Annotated in this window: 16 protein-coding genes and 1 riboswitch; of the genes, 11 read left to right on the plus strand and 5 right to left on the minus strand. The window is 40.5% G+C overall.

The window, feature by feature from the left end; translation table 11 throughout:
- Window positions 1-27 precede the first annotated feature (27 nt).
- From hslV to J1G47_RS02975, 5 genes are all read left to right on the plus strand, one after another.
- The gene (gene hslV / locus J1G47_RS02955; protein WP_005713804.1) at window positions 28-549 is read left to right on the plus strand and encodes an ATP-dependent protease subunit HslV; all 522 of its coding nucleotides are present in this window, start codon (window positions 28-30) and stop codon (window positions 547-549) included.
- Window positions 550-638: 89 nt separating this feature from the next.
- Complete coding sequence (gene hslU / locus J1G47_RS02960) at window positions 639-1,961, plus strand: HslU--HslV peptidase ATPase subunit (protein ID WP_075620634.1); 1,323 nt, start codon at window positions 639-641, stop codon at window positions 1,959-1,961.
- A gap of 131 nt (window positions 1,962-2,092) precedes the next feature.
- Complete coding sequence (gene menD, locus J1G47_RS02965; protein WP_160405383.1) at window positions 2,093-3,802, plus strand: 2-succinyl-5-enolpyruvyl-6-hydroxy-3-cyclohexene-1-carboxylic-acid synthase; 1,710 nt, start codon at window positions 2,093-2,095, stop codon at window positions 3,800-3,802.
- A complete protein-coding gene (gene menH / locus J1G47_RS02970) occupies window positions 3,802-4,569 on the plus strand; it encodes a 2-succinyl-6-hydroxy-2,4-cyclohexadiene-1-carboxylate synthase (protein WP_035498130.1) in 768 nt (255 codons plus the stop codon). The genes menD and menH overlap by 1 nt, the downstream gene beginning before the upstream one ends.
- A gap of 8 nt (window positions 4,570-4,577) precedes the next feature.
- Complete coding sequence (locus tag J1G47_RS02975) at window positions 4,578-4,808, plus strand: zinc ribbon domain-containing protein (protein ID WP_207326746.1); 231 nt, start codon at window positions 4,578-4,580, stop codon at window positions 4,806-4,808.
- 298 nt (window positions 4,809-5,106) lie between these two features.
- Here J1G47_RS02975 and J1G47_RS02980 read toward each other — a convergent pair whose 3' ends face one another.
- Window positions 5,107-6,174: a PhoH family protein gene (locus J1G47_RS02980; RefSeq protein WP_010786136.1), complete on the minus strand. Its 1,068-nt coding sequence runs from the start codon at window positions 6,172-6,174 to the stop codon at window positions 5,107-5,109.
- 91 nt (window positions 6,175-6,265) lie between these two features.
- Window positions 6,266-6,362, plus strand: a riboswitch (TPP riboswitch).
- A gap of 50 nt (window positions 6,363-6,412) precedes the next feature.
- Here J1G47_RS02980 and thiB point away from each other — a divergent pair.
- Complete coding sequence (gene thiB / locus J1G47_RS02985; protein WP_005711006.1) at window positions 6,413-7,393, plus strand: thiamine ABC transporter substrate binding subunit; 981 nt, start codon at window positions 6,413-6,415, stop codon at window positions 7,391-7,393.
- A gap of 39 nt (window positions 7,394-7,432) precedes the next feature.
- Here the strand turns inward: thiB and priA are convergent, their stop codons facing one another.
- From priA to J1G47_RS03005, 4 genes are all read right to left on the minus strand, one after another.
- Window positions 7,433-9,646 carry a primosomal protein N' gene (gene priA, locus J1G47_RS02990; RefSeq protein WP_207326747.1) on the minus strand — a complete coding sequence of 738 codons (2,214 nt, stop codon included), beginning with the start codon at window positions 9,644-9,646 and terminating at the stop codon, window positions 7,433-7,435.
- Complete coding sequence (gene rarD, locus J1G47_RS02995; protein WP_035494660.1) at window positions 9,646-10,512, minus strand: EamA family transporter RarD; 867 nt, start codon at window positions 10,510-10,512, stop codon at window positions 9,646-9,648. The genes priA and rarD (J1G47_RS02995) overlap by 1 nt, the downstream gene beginning before the upstream one ends.
- Window positions 10,512-11,393 carry an EamA family transporter RarD gene (rarD, locus tag J1G47_RS03000; protein ID WP_010786133.1) on the minus strand — a complete coding sequence of 294 codons (882 nt, stop codon included), beginning with the start codon at window positions 11,391-11,393 and terminating at the stop codon, window positions 10,512-10,514. Before rarD (J1G47_RS03000) ends, rarD (J1G47_RS02995) begins: the two co-directional genes overlap by 1 nt.
- Window positions 11,394-11,586: 193 nt before the next feature.
- A complete protein-coding gene (locus J1G47_RS03005) occupies window positions 11,587-12,804 on the minus strand; it encodes a pyridoxal phosphate-dependent aminotransferase (protein ID WP_075592153.1) in 1,218 nt (405 codons plus the stop codon).
- A gap of 145 nt (window positions 12,805-12,949) precedes the next feature.
- Between J1G47_RS03005 and J1G47_RS03010 the strand changes: the two genes are divergently transcribed.
- From J1G47_RS03010 to uppS, 5 genes are all read left to right on the plus strand, one after another.
- A complete protein-coding gene (locus J1G47_RS03010; protein WP_016527471.1) occupies window positions 12,950-14,224 on the plus strand; it encodes an isochorismate synthase in 1,275 nt (424 codons plus the stop codon).
- 291 nt (window positions 14,225-14,515) lie between these two features.
- Window positions 14,516-15,238 (plus strand): phosphatase PAP2 family protein, encoded by a 723-nt coding sequence (locus J1G47_RS03015; protein ID WP_010786130.1) that lies wholly within the window; start codon window positions 14,516-14,518, stop codon window positions 15,236-15,238.
- Between the two features lie 2 nt (window positions 15,239-15,240).
- The gene (gene nagK / locus J1G47_RS03020) at window positions 15,241-16,155 is read left to right on the plus strand and encodes an N-acetylglucosamine kinase (protein ID WP_160433597.1); all 915 of its coding nucleotides are present in this window, start codon (window positions 15,241-15,243) and stop codon (window positions 16,153-16,155) included.
- Window positions 16,156-16,321: 166 nt separating this feature from the next.
- Window positions 16,322-17,029, plus strand: coding sequence for a hydroxyacylglutathione hydrolase (gene gloB / locus J1G47_RS03025; RefSeq protein WP_010786128.1), 708 nt, complete (start codon window positions 16,322-16,324; stop codon window positions 17,027-17,029).
- 132 nt (window positions 17,030-17,161) lie between these two features.
- A complete protein-coding gene (gene uppS, locus J1G47_RS03030; RefSeq protein WP_041603150.1) occupies window positions 17,162-17,854 on the plus strand; it encodes a polyprenyl diphosphate synthase in 693 nt (230 codons plus the stop codon).
- The last annotated feature ends 4 nt before the right edge of the window (window positions 17,855-17,858 follow it).

Raw genomic sequence — 17,858 nt, forward strand, 5'->3', positions numbered from 1 at the left:
CAGTTTTTTAGAAAAATAGGAATTTCAATGACAACGATTGTATGTGTTCGCAAAGATGGCAAAGTCGCTATCGGCGGTGACGGACAAGCAACTTTAGGCAATTGCGTAGAAAAAGGTACAGTGCGTAAAGTTCGCCGTTTATATAAAGATAAAGTGGTAACAGGCTTTGCAGGCTCAACGGCAGATGCCTTTATTTTGCGTGATCTGTTTGAGAAAAAACTTGAATTACATCAAGGGCATTTAGTCAAATCTGCGGTTGAACTTGCAAAAGAATGGCGTACCGAGCGCTCACTTCGCAAATTAGAAGCGATGATGATCGTCGCAAACGAAAGTGAGTTTTTGCTGGTTTCAGGTAGTGGCGATGTAATTGAGCCTGAATTTGATGTATTAGCCATCGGCTCTGGTGGTAACTATGCAAAAGCTGCTGCTCTTGCCCTATTAAGAACGGAAAATAATCTTTCTGCTAAAGAAATCGTGGCAGAAGCGTTAAAAATTGCTGGGGATATTGATATTTACAGCAACCATAATCACGTGATTGAAGAAGTATAGTAGAGACACACTGCGTGTGTCCAAAAATAAATATATTGATGTGAATTAACGGACACACGCAGTGTGTCCCTACAAAATGGAATAAAACTATGTCAATGACCCCTCGTGAAATTGTGTCTGAATTAGACGCACATATTATCGGACAAAATGAAGCTAAACGAGCAGTAGCTATTGCCTTGCGTAACCGCTGGCGCCGTATGCAGTTGCCAGAAGAACTGCGTCAAGAAGTGACCCCGAAAAATATTCTGATGATCGGTCCAACAGGCGTAGGTAAAACCGAGATCGCTCGCCGTTTGGCAAAACTTGCCGATGCACCGTTTATTAAAGTTGAAGCCACGAAATTTACCGAAGTCGGCTATGTGGGTAAAGAGGTGGACTCGATTATTCGTGATCTTGCTAATGTTTCAATGAAATTGGTTCGCCAACAAGCGGTCGAAAAAAACCGTATGCGTGCGCAAGATGCAGCGGAAGATCGCATTTTAGATGTGTTATTACCGCCAGCGAAAGATCAGTGGGGAAACGTGCAAGAGAGCGATAACACTTCTACTCGCCAAATCTTCCGCAAAAAATTGCGTGAAGGTCAGCTTGACGATAAAGAGATTGAAATTGATGTCGCAGCCCAAGTGAGCGTTGAAATCATGACTCCACCAGGTATGGAAGATATGACTTCTCAACTGCAATCTCTCTTTGAGGGAATGTCGCCAAACAAAACGAAAAAACGCAAAATGAAAATTAAAGATGCGTTAAAAGTGATGGTGGACGAAGAAGCGGCGAAGCTGGTTAATCCTGAAGAGTTGAAACAGCAAGCGATTGAAGCGGTTGAACAACACGGTATCGTCTTTATTGATGAGATTGATAAAATCTGTAAAAAAGGTGAACACAGTGGCGGTGATGTAAGCCGTGAAGGCGTGCAACGTGATTTACTGCCGATTATCGAAGGTTCTACGGTCAATACTAAACACGGTATGGTCAAAACCGATCACATTCTCTTTATCTGTTCCGGTGCCTTCCAAGTGGCTCGTCCGTCTGATTTACTGCCAGAATTACAAGGTCGTTTACCAATTCGTGTAGAGCTTAAATCACTTAATAAAGAAGATTTTGAGCGTATTTTAACCGAACCGAATGCGTCTTTAACCTTACAATACCGTGAGTTAATGAAAACCGAAGGCGTGGATATTGAGTTTACCAAAGATGGTATCAGCCGTATCGCCGAATCCGCATTCCGAGTGAACGAAAAAACTGAAAACATCGGTGCAAGACGTTTGCACACCGTGTTAGAACGCCTAATGGATAGTATTTCATTCGATGCCAGCGAACGTTCAGGCGAGAAAATCGTAATTGACGAGAAGTATGTGTCTGATGCGTTGAATGATGTGGTTGAGAATGAAGATTTAAGTCGGTTTATTCTTTAACTATATACTTACAGTACAAATGGAAATTAAAATTACAAAAATATGCATTACAAGCGGTGAAACTCTCTCAATTTTTTACAAAATTTTGCTACAATCTATCTACTCACATTCCATTTGCAAAGAGATGAATAATGACAAACATCAGCACTTTTAACCGTTCTTGGTCACGAGTTATTTTAAATGCTTTACTCCGCTACGGCGTAAAACATATTTGTATTGCCCCAGGTTCACGCTCAACGCCTTTAACCCTTGAAGCATTACATCTGCAAAAACAAGGTCAAGCTGAATGCCATAGCCATTTTGATGAGCGTGGTTTAGGCTTTTTTGCACTAGGACTTGCAAAAGCAACGCAAGATCCCGTTGCAATTATTGTAACTTCTGGAACTGCGGTCGCTAATCTTTACCCTGCGGTGATCGAGGCGAGTATCACACACCATAAACTTATCGTGCTTTCCGCAGATCGCCCCCTTGAGCTGATCGGCTGTGGGGCCAATCAAGCGATTGAACAGCAACATATTTTTAGTCATTATCCTATTGCAAATCTCAATTTACCAAAACCAAGTTCGCAATATAGTGCAAGCTGGTTAGTTGGTCGTGTAGAGCAAGCCTGTTCTAAACAAGCTCAAAAAGGTGGTGTTATCCATATTAATGTGCCATTTGCAGAGCCTCTTTATGAAGCTGATGAGGAAAGCATTGGACAAGATCCGTGGTTGCACGCTATTCAAGGTTGGCTGAATAAACCTCAAGTGAAATGGTACGATCAACAAGCAACCCAACAAGATGTGTTGATGCACGAAAATTGGGATTATTGGCGAACCAAACGTGGGGTAATTGTAGTAGGTAAGTTACCGCTTGAGCAGGGAATGGGATTAAAACTGTGGGCGGAAACGCTTGGCTGGTGTTTGATCAGCGATGTGCAATCTGGGGTTGATGCATCTCTACCTTATGCAGACATTTGGCTGTCAAACAAAACAGTAGAACAACGTTTATTACAGGCGGACATTGTTATTCAGTTTGGTTCACAAATTGTGAGCAAGCGAGTTAATCAATTTTTATCGGCTTTTAAAGGCGAGTTCTGGCTGGTTGAGGAAACGACAGATTATCTTAATACCTATGCTCATCAACAAACTCGTTTTGTAGCAAAAGCACACCACTTTACCCGTGTTCACCCACCACTTCGTCAAAAACCGTGGCTGTTGGAACCTTTGGCTCTTTCACAATTCTGTGAAACCTTTATTGAACAGCAGGTGGGTGGCAATCTCAATGAAGCCTCTCTAGCACATCATATTGAACGAGTGTTGCCAGCTAATGGTAATTTATTTATTGGGAATAGTTTATTTGTCCGCTTAATTGATGCCTTGTGTAAATTGCCTGAAGGCTACCCGATCTATACCAATCGAGGTGCAAGCGGTATTGATGGGCTAATCGCAACCCTTGCAGGTATTGTAAAAGGTAGCGGACAGCCGACAGTTGCAGTGATTGGGGATATTTCCGCCTTGCACGATTTGAACTCCGTATCACTCTTACGCCAGATTAGCCAGCCGACCATTTTATTTGTCATTAACAATAATGGCGGTGCAATTTTTGATATGCTTCCGGTCGATCAAAAAGCGAAAGATAAATTCTATCGTCTTAGTCATAATCTTGAGTTTTCACAGATTGCGACAATGTTCGGTTTAGAGTATCTACGTCCTTATACTTGGGCGGATTTGGGAACAAAACTTAAACAAGCCTATGCTCGTCGAGGTGTTACTATTGTGGAAATCAAGGTGAATGATCAGGAAGGTAGTAGCCTTTATAAATCCTTGATTGAACAGATCTCTCGTGCTTCTATCGACTAATGTTAGCAACAACTTGGCACAGTCATTCAGGAACACCCGTGGTCTTTCTCCACGGTTTTCTTGGTTCTCAACAAGATTGGCAACCCGTCCTCTCGCTATTGCAAAATGAGATTGCAATCCGACCGCTTACCCTTGATCTTGCTGGTCACGGTCACAGCCAAGCTATCTCGTGCCATAGTTTTCAGCAAGCCAGAGAACAGCTTCACCACATCTTGCAACAACATCTTGCTGAACAGCCCTTCTATCTTGTCGGCTATTCATTAGGCGGTAGATTAGCTTTAGATTACGCCCTCACAACCCAAAATCCTTATCTTAAAGGGATCCTACTCGAAGGGGCAAATATCGGCTTAAGCAGTGATGAAGAAAAAAAAGCACGTTGGCAAAATGATTGCCACTGGGCAGATCGCCTAAGCAATGAACCGCTTGCAAATGTTTTAGAAGATTGGTATCGACAGCCTGTCTTTGCCAATTTAAGCGAAAGCAAGCGGACAGATTTCATCAAAAAAAGGCTAAATAATCACGGGCAAGCACTAGCTCAAATGCTCAAAGCCACTAGCCTTGCAAAACAATCCTATTTTTCCCCAGAGCAATGTCATCAGTTTCACGGGAAAATGCTATTTATTATGGGAGAGCGGGATAGTAAGTTTCATCAAATGGCAGAACAACATCAGCTCCCCTATCATCAAATTGCAAATGCAGGACATAACACCCATTATGAAAATCCAGGTGCATTTGTAAAACACCTTATTCAGTTTATATCAAAGTAGGAATTACAATGGCTTTACATCGTTGCCCCGAATACCGTAAAAAAATCAGTGAAAGTGCCGTTACTTGCCCACATTGTGGCTTTTCGTTCAATGAAGCTGATTTGGAAATTTATAAACAAAAGCTAGAACAGCGTCGTTTGCATAATCAAGAGATAAACCGCAAAAGCGTCAAACTTCACTTGATTTGGTTAGGTATTTTTGTGTTGGTTATTGGGCTGGCGAGTTTATTATCTGTATAAATGAATGATGATGTAAGTATAAAAAAGGATAGTAGATAAAACTGTTGTCCCAAGAATAGGCATAGTAGACAAAATGGTTGCTAATGTTTATTTTCTCTAAATGTTAGCAACTCTTTTTATTTAAAAAACCCTGTATAAACAACATGTTACGCTTTTTTCGTTAATTCATTGTGATTATTTAATTTTCGCTTAAGTTCACTAAATAATCCCTCTAAACGATTTGTCGTCTTTTCTATATTTAATTCAGAATGTTTTGTCTATTACACCTAAAATTATGGTTATACTTTATAACGTATATTTATAATTCTTCTGCTTGTTCTAGGATTTTATCTTGCTCTTTTATTAATTTTTCTAATTTCTTTTTTTCTCGGTTAGCCTCATCTTCTGCTTCCCATACATCATAAGCTTGAACAATTTTTGCAACGACAGGGTGGCGAACAATATCCTTACTGTCAAAAAAGTTAAAACTTAACTCTGGAACCTCTTTTAATACTTCCATTGCGTGTTTTAAGCCAGATTTTTGGCTACGCGGTAAATCCACTTGAGTAATATCGCCCGTAATGACTGCTTTAGAATTGAAACCAATACGAGTTAAAAACATCTTCATCTGCTCAATGGTTGTATTTTGGCTTTCATCTAAAATAATAAAGGCATCATTCAGTGTTCGCCCACGCATATATGCAAGCGGTGCGATTTCGATCACATTTCGCTCCATCAGCTTTTGTGCCTTCTCGAAACCTAACATTTCAAACAGTGCATCGTAAAGTGGTCGAAGATAAGGCTCGATTTTTTGCCCTAGATCCCCTGGTAAAAAACCGAGCTTCTCACCAGCTTCCACTGCGGGACGAGTGAGCAAAATACGGCGAATCTCTTGGCGCTCAAGAGACTCTACTGCTGCAGCAACAGCTAAAAAGGTTTTTCCCGTTCCTGCAGGCCCAATACCAAAGCTAATATCGTGACTTAGAATATTACGTAAATAGGCTTGTTGATGTTCGCCACGTGGTTTAATTACGCCGCGTTTTGTTTTAATTGCAATTTCATGAGCCGAACTTGTCCACTGATTTTGCAACAACATTCGGCTTTCTTGAATCGCTAAATGAACATCTTCCAAATCTAGCTCTTTTACTTTGCCTTTAATTGGAGCAGTTTCGTTGTAAAGTTGCTGAATTAATTTCGCACAATTTTTTAATAATGTTGCAGAATAATGATTTTCTTCAACTGCTTGAATAGTAAAGGTAAATGCATTACGCGCAACAATAAGGTTAAAACTTTTTTCAATAAGGGTAAGATGCTCGTCAAAAGAACCGCATAACGATTGAAGACGAGCATTGTCTTGAGGCTCAAGAGTGAAAATAAGTTCGTTCAAAGGATTTCCTCTATTTTGTACTGATTCTCAGCGACTTTTAAAATTCGCCATATTTTAAGTGATCTTAGCACAAAATTATAGTAGAATACCTCTGTTCTCATCGGGGTGCTTTGTATAGCAAGGCTGAGAAATACCCATAGAACCTGATCTGACTAATATCAGCGTAGGGATTTGAGACAGACAATCTATATCCGCCTGTTTTAGATCCTTCTATTTTCACTTTTAGAAGGAATATTCAATGAAATTCAATCTTTTCACCCTTTCTGCGTTAGCCGTTGCAACCACCACTTTTGCTCAACAGCCAACACTCACGGTTTATACCTATGATTCTTTTGCTTCAAAATGGGGGCCTGCTGCTAAACTTGAAGCGCTATTTGAAAAACAATGCCAATGCGATTTGAAATTTATGCCTTTTGAAGATGGGGTAACAATGTTCAATCGTATTCGTTTGGAAAAAAATAAGACTAAAGCCGATGTAATGTTAGGTATCGATCATTTCTTAATGCCCGAAGCTGAAAAATCAGGCTTATTTGTAGAACACAATCTGCAAAACAATGCCAATAACTTACCGCTTGAATGGCGAAGCAAAATATTTTTACCCTATGATTTTGGAGAATATGCTTTTATCTACAACAAAGAAAAAGTCAGTAATCCACCAAAAAGTTTAAAAGAACTTGTTGAACGCCAAGATCTTAAAGTGATTTATCAAGATCCTAGAACTAGCACCGTTGGACGAGGATTGCTCTTTTGGGTAAATCAAGTTTATGGCGAACAGGCAGAATCAGCGTGGCAGAATTTAGCCAAACATACCGTCACTGTGGGAAAAGGCTGGTCTGAAACTTATGGTGCATTTTTGAAAAACGAAGCAGATTTGGTGTTGAGTTATACAACATCTCCGCTATATCATCAATGGCACGAACAGACGGATAAATACGTCGCGGCAGATTTTGCAGAAGGACATTTAGTGCAGGTGGAAGTAGCCGCAATCACAAAGAGCAGCAGACAACTCAAATTAGCTCAACAGTTTCTAAGCTTCCTACAACAACCAGAATCGCAACGAATTATTTCTTACTATAATGTAATGAAGCCTGTTGTGACTACTAAGGCAGATCCTTTATTTAACACATTGCCAACTTATCAAACTATAAGTTTCACTCTTCCTGATAACAGTGAGATAAAGCGCTGGATAAATACTTGGTTAAATACTGTTAGCCAATAGTTTTTAGAATGGCTAAATAAGCTCAAAGGTCACAATAACCTACCCCAACTCCTGCGGATCAATATCCACCGTCAATCGAATATCGTTTCGCAGGAACTGTTCTTTTTGCTCATCAAAACGATCTAACAACTGTTGGATCGCACTTCTTGCCGAATGTTGAATTAATAACTGCCAGCGATAATGTCCTGCTTTTTTTGCCATCGGGGCGTTGAAAGGCCCAAGTAACTGAAAGCCTTGCCAGCCGTTTTCGCTGATAATTTGGTGTAAACAAGCGGTCAAATCTTGCAGAAAATTTGCAACTTTGTCGCTATCTCTACCCGTTGCACGAATAAGCACTTGTGAAGAAAACGGTGGTAAGCTCATTATTTTTCGCATCGCTAAGGCTTGGCTGGCAAAGGCAAGGTAGCCGTCGTTGAGTAAGCTGGTGAGTAACGGGTGATCGGGGTAATGCGTTTGTAACACCACTTCTCCTTGCTTTTCCGCCCGTCCTGCTCGCCCTGACACTTGTACATAAAGCTGTGCCAAACGTTCTTCTGCACGGTAATCGGTGGAAAACAGGCTACTATCCACATTCACGATGGCGACTAAAGTCACATTCGGGAAATGGTGTCCTTTGGCTAACATCTGTGTGCCGATCAAAATTTGGCTTTTGCCTGCTTGGATTTCGGCAAGGTGTTGTTCCAACGAGCCTTTACGAGCGGTGCTGTCACGATCAATGCGAGTAATACTGTACTGCGGAAAACGCTGTGCCAGCACTTGTTCCAGCTGTTCTGTGCCGATCCCAGTGGTAATCAAATTGACTGAGCCACAATGTCCGCACTGGCGTGGAATGGCTTTTTGCGAAGCACAGTGATGGCAACGCAATACTCGCTGTTTTTGGTGATAGGTAAAGGGCTTATCACAGGACGGGCAATCGGCAATCCAGCCACATTCGTGGCAAAGTAAAACAGGGGCAAACCCCCGTCGGTTTAAAAACAACATCACTTGATTGCCTTTTTCCAAGTGAGCTTGCATCATTGCTAACAACTTTTCCGATAAGCCCGAATAAATCCGCTGTTTTTTCAAATCAATTAAGGTTTGTTTGGAAAAATGTGCATTACCAGCCCTTGCAGTAAGCTGAAGTTCGATAAATTTACCGTTTTGTACATTTTGCAAACTTTCAAAACTAGGCGTTGCCGAGCCGAGAATGATCGGAATGTTGTTATTTTTCGCCCGAAGCACTGCCAGATCTCGTGCGTGATAACGCCAGCCGTCTTGTTGTTTGAATGAGCCATCGTGTTCTTCATCAATGATAATTAAGCCGAGTTGCTGAAACTGGGTGAACAAGGCGGAACGTGTGCCGATCACAATCGCACTTTCGCCGTTTTTTGCCCGAAGCCACGCATTGAGCCGTTGAGTGTCGTTGAGATGGGAATGCAATGCGTCAATTTCCACATTAAAACGAGCTTGGAAACGCTGAATAGTTTGGGGGGTCAGCCCGATTTCAGGCACAAGCACCAACACTTGTTCGCCCCGTTTCAGCACTTCTTCGATCACTTGCAGATAGACTTCCGTTTTCCCTGAGCCTGTGACCCCATTGAGCAAAAACGCCCCGAAGCCTTGTTGATAATGCAAACGGCTGACGACAAGGGTTTGCTGTTTATTCAACGTTAAACGGTTTTGGCTGTTGCAAATCGGCTGTTCGCCCAATTTTTCCTGCCAGCTTTGCACGTTAAAAGGGATTTCCAGCTTTTCCAGATACCCTTTTTCAAACAAAGCTTTCCATACCGCAGGGCTACAAGCGGTCGGTTTTTCAAAGAAATTTGCAAATTCCGCCAGTTTGCTTAATAGCTCTTGTTGTTTTTTTGCCTTTTGAACCACGCCGTTGGCTAGGGCTTTTCTGCCGTTTTCCGTGACAACAAAATAGTCGGGAGCAGTGCGTTCACTACTTTCCCCTTGTCGTAGTTTGACAGGCAAAGCACTTTGTAGCACTTCGCCGAAAGGGGCGTGATAATAACGGCTTGCCCACTGTAAAAGTTGCCACATTTCAGCGTCAAACAGAGCTTGTTCATCTAACAGTTGCTCAATCGGTTTCAGTTTTTCGGTGGGAATATCTGATGTGGTCGGAAAGTCCACCACAATCCCGATTTTACGTTGGCGACCAAAAGGCACAACGACCCTAGCCCCTTTCACCACATTTTCAAAATGCGTTGGAAGTAGGTAATCAAAATAACGTGCCAACGGCACGGGTAGCGCAATTTGGATGAGGTTCATCAGGGTTTCACTTTGCGAAAACTATCAACACTTAATAAGATAATAGATACCGCCAAACACGCCATTAAAATATAGGATTTTGCTTCTAATACTTCACCAATGGCAAAGGAAATAAATAACATTACCAAAGGTTCGGCATAGCCAAGTAATCCTAACACATTAATCGGCAGTAAATTACTCGAAGCGATATATAAAATAAATGCCATTCCATTCACTAGCCCTAATAATGCTAGATAAAAATAGAGATATTCATTTTGCATTAAAATAGAGGCTTGATCAACTTGAGCAATATAATAAATAGCAAAGGGTAATAACAATAATAATTCTACAAAGAAAGTAGCTAAATTATTAATATGAAAATAGCGACGTAATACAATATAAATAGGGTAGCCAAAGCCAGCCACAAAAGTTGCCCACGAAATACTTGCGGTTAAAACAATATTGATTGTAACGCCAAGAGTTGCAAAAAATAAAGCAAGCCATTTTAATAAAGTAAAATGCTCTTTAAAAACTAGTTTACCTAAAGCAACTGCAACGATAGGTAATAATAGATAACCGATAGAAACTTCAATAGCTTGATTATTATTCGGTGCCCAAAGAAATAACCAAAGCTGAATAGCTGTATTTAATGCTAAGAGCAGAAGAATAAAAATAAGACAAGGTGTCTGTTTTACTCTATAATATAAATCTTTAAAGGCTTTTTGTTGATGAAATAAAAAGATCGCCAGTAAAATAAATGGCATTAATACCACAATACGAAAGCCAAAAATACTATCGCTTTCTAAAGGGCGAAGTAAAACTGCAAAATAATAGCCAGCACCGAATAAGATATTTGCAGAAAGTGAAAATAAGATCCCTTTTAACATTATTCCCTCCGACGCTGTTTACGAATAGTAATAATGCCATCAAGCACTAATAGACATATCGACAGCATCAAACACGCCATTAAAATATAGGAAGATTGATCTAACACTTCGCCAATAATAAAAGCAACAATTAGCATTGCAAGCGGTTCAATATAGCTTAATAATCCCAAAACATTAATCGGCACAAGGCTACTTGCCATTATATAGCCAATTAATGCCGTACCACTGACAATGCCTAATAACACTAACCAAAAATAAAAATTCGGATTATTTTCGGTGACAAATTGCATATCGGTATTGAGCATAAAATAAGTGGCTATCGGCAACATTAATATAATTTCGCAGACAAAGCTGGATAAATGCGACATATCAAAATGTTTACGCAAGCTGAAATAAACAGGGTAGCCGATTAATACCATTAAAGTTGCCCAAGAGAGTGAACCTGCGGTAATTAATGTAATGAATACCCCAACAGACGCGGAAATAATGGAGATAATTTTTAAGAGAGATAAGGTTTCATTAAATAAAAACCGCCCAACAGCCACCATTGCAATCGGCATTAATAGATAACCGATAGAGACATCAATGGCATAGCCGTTGTTGGGGGCATAAAGGAAAAGCCACATCTGCAAGCCTGTGACCGCAGTGGTTGTTAGTAATACCAAAATTAAATGGGGGTGCTGTTTTAGGCGTTTTAAATAGCGGTTAAATTCGTCGGTTTTTTTGAAAATAAAGAGTGCTGAAATCACAAAAGGCAGGCTTACCCACATTCTAAAACCGTAGATTTCTTCACCGGAAAGCGGTTTTAAATGGGTGGATAAATAATAGAGTACACCGAATAAAATAGAGGCGGTGACGGAAAATGTGATGCCTTTTATCATTAAAAAATGAACCTATAACCTATATGAACATCTGTGTTATAAAAGTAGGGACGCCACGCTTGGCGTCCATTGCAAAGACGAAGTGCGATTTATGTTCACGGACGGACGCCAAGCGTGGCGTCCCTACAATGTTACATAATAGATTTTTGGACGCACACAGTGTGTCCCATATATTTTAAATGGAAATGCTTAATTAATCCTGACGATAACTCTGCAAAAACTTCGCTAATCGTCCAATCGCTTCTTCCAGCTGATCAACATACGGCAATGTCACCACACGGAAGTGGTCTGGTTTATGCCAGTTAAAGCCTGAGCCTTGAACCAACAATACTTTTTCCTGCTGAAGCAGATCGTAAACAAATTTTTGATCGTCTTTGATACCGTACATTTCCGTATCAATTTTCGGGAACATATACATCGCCCCTTTTGGCTTCACACAGCTAATCCCAGGGATTTTGGTGAGCAATTCGTGAGCCTTATTACGTTGTTCCAATAAACGACCACCCGGTAAGATAAATTCGTTAATGCTTTGATAACCGCCTAACGCTGTTTGAATAGCGTGTTGCATCGGGGTGTTGGCACATAAACGCATTGACGCAAGCATATCTAAGCCTTCAATAAAGCCTTTTGCCTGATTTTTCGGGCCGTTTAACACCATCCAACCTTGACGGAAACCTGCGACACGGTATGCCTTTGACAAACCATTATAAGTCACCGTTAAAAGATCAGGGGCAAGAGGGGCAAGATGATGATGTACCGCACCGTCATAGACAATTTTCTCGTAAATTTCGTCTGAGAAAATAATCAAGTTATGTCCACGGGCAATCGCCACAATATCCAATAATAACTGACGGCTATACACTGCTCCCGTTGGGTTATTCGGGTTAATCACCAAAATTGCTTTGGTTCTTGGAGTGATTTTCGATTTAATATCTTCAATATCTGGGAACCACTCATTTTCTTCATCGCAAAGGTAATGAACCGCTTTACCGCCCGCAAGAGTTGTCGCCGCTGTCCAAAGTGGATAATCTGGCATCGGAATTAAAATCTCATCGCCATCATTTAACAAGGCTTGCATTGACATTGTGATGAGTTCAGATACGCCGTTACCAATGTAAACATCACCGACATCTAAATCACGCATACCTTTTAATTGATAATATTGCACAATCGCCTTACGAGCAGAGTACAAACCCTTAGAGTCGCAATAGCCTTGAGCGGTTGGTAAGTTACGAATAACATCAACTAAAATTTCCGCAGGGGCTTCAAAACCGAATGGGGCCGGGTTACCAATGTTTAATTTTAAAATCTTATGTCCTTCTTCTTCCAGACGGGTCGCTTCCTTATGTATAGGCCCACGAATATCGTAGCGGACGTGAGCTAATTTATCGGTTTTTGCAAAACGTTCCATTGTTTCTCCCTAAAATAGAGGGTTAATTATCTGTTAATTTATAAAAATCACTCTACTGTACTCCGATTTGTTAGGAAAAAAAAGTGGAAATAGGCTAAAATAGACTTCTTTTTGTCAAGCGGTGAGATTTTTAGGATTTTTTGCAATGTCTGTGTTTAGTCAGTTAAAGCAACAACTTTATCAACAACTACAACAAAAGCCTGTGGCACAAGGCTTAGTACAGTTGCAAGCAGAAATTGCAATAGACCTTGAAAATCAACAATTACTAGCTTGGCTAAAAGCACAACCGCTTTTCCCCCACTACTACTGGCAAAATCGAGATACAGAACAAACGATAGTGGCAGTCGGTGCGGTACAAACCTTTGAGCATTTAGACGATGTAGAACAATTTAGCAAACAGTCTGATTTAATGGTCGTCGGCGGAATAGAATTTGAAGGACAATGCCATTTTGTGTTGCCACGCTTACTGTTAGTAAAAAATGAGAAGAAAATCACCGCTTGGTTAAATCTAGATGGTCGCCATTTTGAAAGCGAACAAAAGGAATGTATCGCTTTGTTAGCTCAGTTTGAGCAGACAGCCGAACTTCACCCCATTGAAAATAGCTTGTTAAGCACAAAAGTTGCCTGTGATTTTTCACGTTGGCAACACAACATTGAATTAGCGATTGAACAAATTCAACAACAGCAAATGAATAAAGTGGTGTTAGCCAATGCGACCATCAAAACTTTTACACACCACATTTCCCCCTACGTTCTGCTTTTTGCCAGCCAACAAAAAAATCTAGGCTGTTATCATTTCTTATGGTCGGAAAAACAAGGGGAAGCCTTTATCGGCTCGACACCCGAACGGCTCTACTTACGCCAGCAACGTCAATTTTTTACCGAAGCCCTTGCAGGCACAGTGGCGGTGACGGACGATCCTGTTCAAACGGAACAAAATGCCCTATGGCTACTCAACGATCAAAAAAATATCTATGAAAATTGGCTGGTAGTAGATGATATTTGTAGCCATCTGGCGGATTGTGCGACGGATATTCAAGTCAGCGATGCAGAGATCAAGCGGTTACATAACGTGCAGCATTTACGCCGAAAAATCCAAACGCAACTGACAGAGCAGGTCAGCGATGCAGATTGCCTTGCTCGTATTCACCCAACCGCCGCCGTCGCAGGACTGCCACGCCCTAAGGCGAAGCAGTTTATTCAACAACAGGAATGTTTTGAGCGGGGCTGGTATGCAGGGGCATTAGGCTATTTCACCCCTGAACAAGCCGAGTTTTGCGTAATGTTACGTTCAGCCCTTATTCAAGCTAATCAAATCACCTTTTACGCAGGGGCAGGAATTGTCGAAAAATCTGATCCTCAATCAGAATGGCAAGAAATTGACCGCAAAGCTCAGGCAATGGCAGGGTTAATGGAGTAATTTCTTTTTCATATTTTACTTCTGCGCCTTAGATTTTCTTCACAATAGTCATAATGTGGTAGTCGAAATTAGAATAAACAGACTAGGATATATCTGTTGAGCTTAATTAGAAGTCAGCAATAAGAAACCATTGGGGGGTAGCACATAACAATCAGTAGGGGTGGTAGGACTCTGCCTTTTAGTAAGCAGGTGCTAATTATTCATTATATTACAGAAACATTCTATTTATTTTACAGGTATATCACGTAGTTTTTTAAGGAATACAATTTAATATTGCATAGGATTTATAATATGGTAAAGAAACTTTCATTTTTGACGTTATTAATGTTGTTCATTCCAGCTACAGCGTGGTTAATTGGGTGGCAATGGAATTTGCAAACTAATCTTGGTGTTAATGTTTTCGATTGGGCGTTGTTTATTTTAACGGAAACGGGTTCAACGCCTTATGCGTTAATCACTTGCGTGCTGTTTATGTTGTGGCTGATGTGGCTTGCTCGCTCTCGCTATTCGTGGTTTTTAGTAGGCTTTATTTGTGCAACGTCGGTAGTTGGAACACAGGCAATTAAAGAGGGGGCGAAAGCGGTCTTTAAAGAGCCTCGTCCTTTTGTGACACAGATGTTTCAGGCGGATACTGAGGCATTTTATGCTTTACCTAAAGCTGAGCAGGAAACGGCGGTATTGAAATTTGTACAACCTGAAAATCAGTTTGTGATTGAACATCAAGCAGATGAGCTGGGCTACTCTTTCCCGTCAGGGCATACGATTTTTGGGGTATCTTGGCTATTGATGTTTGCAGGGTTGCTGTTTGGTATTCGTGGACAAGCGGTGATTTTTGCTCAATTTTTTGTGATTTTGTGGGCTGGTTTGATGTTGATCAGCCGTTTGCGGTTAGGAATGCATTATCCTATCGATCTGTTTGTCAGTACTTTGATTGCGTGGGTTTTCCACTTGATCATCTTCTTATGGGTAATCCCACTCTTAGAAAAATGGACATTATTTAAAAAGCGAGGCTAACTATGGTTTATTACGGTTTGGATATTGGCGGTACAAAAATTGAATTGGCTGCCTTTAATGAGAAATTAGAGAAGTTACACAGCGAGCGAGTGCCAACCCCACAAACGAGTTATGAGGATTGGTTAAGAACAGTGGAAACCTTAGTGCGTAATGCCGATGCAAAATTTGGCGAGCACGGCACTGTGGGGCTTGGTGTACCAGGTTTTGTTAATCATAAAACTGGGTTAGCGGAAATTGCCAACATTGCGGTGGTTCACGGCAATAAAATTATTCAAGATTTGGAAGCACGTTTAGGGCGTGAAGTGCGTGTTGAAAACGATGCAAACTGCTTGGCTTTATCGGAAGCGTGGGACGAAAGCAATCTGCAATATTCAACGGTGTTAGGGTTGATTATTGGTACAGGTTTTGGTGGCGGTATTGTGTTGAACGGTAAAGCTCACTCAGGTCAAATCGGTATGGCTGGCGAGGTGGGGCATATTCAGCTTAACTACCACGCGTTGAAATTGCTTGGTTGGGATAAGGCACCAATTTATAAATGTGGCTGCGGTAATACGGCTTGTTTGGATAGCTATATCTCAGGACGTGGTTTTGAGATGCTTTATAATGATTTAGTCGGCGAAAAAGTTGATGCAAAAAACATTATTCAGCGTTTTTACGATAAAGATGAGAAAACCGTTGAGTTTGTTGAGAAATACATTGAGTTAATGGCAATTTCGGTGGCAAATTATATTACGGTACTTGATCCAGATATGATTGTGTTTGGTGGTGGTTTGTCTAACTTTGATTATATTTATGAAGCCTTGCCAAAAGCCTTACCAAAATATTTATTGCGTAATACGGAAGTGCCAGTGATTAAAAAAGCGATCCACGGTGACTCAAGCGGTGTGCGTGGGGCGGCAGCGTTATTCTTGAAATAGTAGGTCGGGCATTTATGCCCGACAATCATTTATAAAATACCGCAAAGTTAGGCATTTATACCCGACAATTTTTCATAAAATATGGCAAAGCAGGCATTTATGCCCAACAATTTTTCATAAAACACGGCAATGTCGGGCATAAATGCCCGACCTACGGAAAATAAATATGCTTCAAATCACCCCAATTCCAGCCCTTTCTGATAATTACATTTGGATTTTACAAAAAGAGTGCCAAGCGATTATTGTCGATCCAGCAGAGGCTCAAGCTGTATTCGCTTTTCTTGCAAAACATCAGCTTAATCCCACCGCTATTTTGCTTACCCATAATCATCACGATCATACTGATGGCGTGGCTGGTTTAGTGGCACAATTTCCCGATATGCTTATTTATGGCTCAGAAGAAGTGAGCCAATTTGCCAATCAGATTGTTTACCCTGAGCAACAGTTTGAACTGTTAGGGTTAAAGGTGCGAGTGATTGAGAGTGCAGGGCATACGGCGCAACATATTAGCTATTTGGTTGATAATGAATATCTCTTTTGTGGTGATGCGTTATTTTCAGGCGGTTGTGGGAGAGTGTTTACAGGGGATTACCAAGCTCAGTTTGATGCCCTACAACGTTTTAAAGCCTTGCCTGATTTTGTGAAAGTCTATGCTGGTCACGAATATACTCAAAGCAATTTGAAATTTGCCGAAGCGGTAATGGCAACAAGCTGTAGTTTAATGGAACATCAAGAGCGAGCGGATATTTTGCGTTCACAACATAAACCAACGCTACCGAGTACGATTGGTGTTGAAAAACAGATTAATCCATTTATGCAAGCGGTGACTTTAGATGAATTTATTATATTAAGGCAGAAAAAAGATAATTTTTAATACATATAAGCTAAATCCTATCTAGCACATCATTCTTAATTTCCCCTATCTCTCATCATATGATATAGTTAAAAACGTTTTCATGTTTATTGTTCAAATAGGTAAGTTGCTGTGAATATAGATCTTCAAAATATGCCTCAGCATGTGGCGATTATTATGGATGGTAATGGACGTTGGGCTAAGCAACGAGGGAAATTACGAGTATTTGGTCACAGAAAAGGGGTAAAAGCTGTTCATTCAGCTGTTAATTTTGCCTTAACGCAAGGAATTAAGGTATTAACGCTATACGCATTTAGCAGTGAGAATTGGTCTAGACCGAAGTTGGAAGTTGCCGCATTAATGACACTATTTATAGAAACATTGGATTTAAATATAAAAAAACTACACAGCAATAATATTCGCTTAAAAATTATTGGTGATAAAACTGCTTTTAGTGAAGCACTGCAAGAAAAAATTGAACTGGCTGAACAACTGACAAATAAAAACACTGCATTGACTTTAAACATTGCTGCAAACTATGGTGGACAATGGGATATAGTCCAAGCAACCAAACGTATTGCACATCAAGTAAAAAATAATGTCATACCTATCGAAGATATTACAACTGATTATTTCCAGCACAATTTATCTACTAAGGATCAACCACAGGTCGATTTATTAATTCGTACTAGTGGAGAACAGCGAATTAGCAATTTTTTATTATGGCAAATTGCTTATGCCGAGTTAGTATTTAGTCCGGTTTTATGGCCAGATTTTGATGAAAAGGCATTTACAGATGCCGTTATTGCTTATCAACAACGTGATCGCCGTTTTGGTGGTTGTTAATCTA

Origin of the sequence: Glaesserella parasuis (assembly GCF_017352235.1) — a bacterium.
GTDB classification, from domain to species: domain Bacteria; phylum Pseudomonadota; class Gammaproteobacteria; order Enterobacterales; family Pasteurellaceae; genus Glaesserella; species Glaesserella parasuis.

Bases quoted from the DNA above. Each gene is read 5' to 3' on its own strand.
- hslV (WP_005713804.1), top strand. From the start codon at position 28: ATGACAACGATTGTATGTGTTCGCAAAGATGGCAAAGTCGCTATCGGC.
- hslU (WP_075620634.1), top strand. From the start codon at position 639: ATGTCAATGACCCCTCGTGAAATTGTGTCTGAATTAGACGCACATATT.
- menD (WP_160405383.1), top strand. From the start codon at position 2,093: ATGACAAACATCAGCACTTTTAACCGTTCTTGGTCACGAGTTATTTTA.
- menH (WP_035498130.1), top strand. From the start codon at position 3,802: ATGTTAGCAACAACTTGGCACAGTCATTCAGGAACACCCGTGGTCTTT.
- J1G47_RS02975 (WP_207326746.1), top strand. From the start codon at position 4,578: ATGGCTTTACATCGTTGCCCCGAATACCGTAAAAAAATCAGTGAAAGT.
- thiB (WP_005711006.1), top strand. From the start codon at position 6,413: ATGAAATTCAATCTTTTCACCCTTTCTGCGTTAGCCGTTGCAACCACC.
- priA (WP_207326747.1), bottom strand. From the start codon at position 9,646: ATGAACCTCATCCAAATTGCGCTACCCGTGCCGTTGGCACGTTATTTT.
- rarD (WP_035494660.1), bottom strand. From the start codon at position 10,512: ATGTTAAAAGGGATCTTATTTTCACTTTCTGCAAATATCTTATTCGGT.
- rarD (WP_010786133.1), bottom strand. From the start codon at position 11,393: ATGATAAAAGGCATCACATTTTCCGTCACCGCCTCTATTTTATTCGGT.
- J1G47_RS03005 (WP_075592153.1), bottom strand. From the start codon at position 12,804: ATGGAACGTTTTGCAAAAACCGATAAATTAGCTCACGTCCGCTACGAT.
- J1G47_RS03010 (WP_016527471.1), top strand. From the start codon at position 12,950: ATGTCTGTGTTTAGTCAGTTAAAGCAACAACTTTATCAACAACTACAA.
- J1G47_RS03015 (WP_010786130.1), top strand. From the start codon at position 14,516: ATGGTAAAGAAACTTTCATTTTTGACGTTATTAATGTTGTTCATTCCA.
- nagK (WP_160433597.1), top strand. From the start codon at position 15,241: ATGGTTTATTACGGTTTGGATATTGGCGGTACAAAAATTGAATTGGCT.
- gloB (WP_010786128.1), top strand. From the start codon at position 16,322: ATGCTTCAAATCACCCCAATTCCAGCCCTTTCTGATAATTACATTTGG.
- uppS (WP_041603150.1), top strand. From the start codon at position 17,162: ATGCCTCAGCATGTGGCGATTATTATGGATGGTAATGGACGTTGGGCT.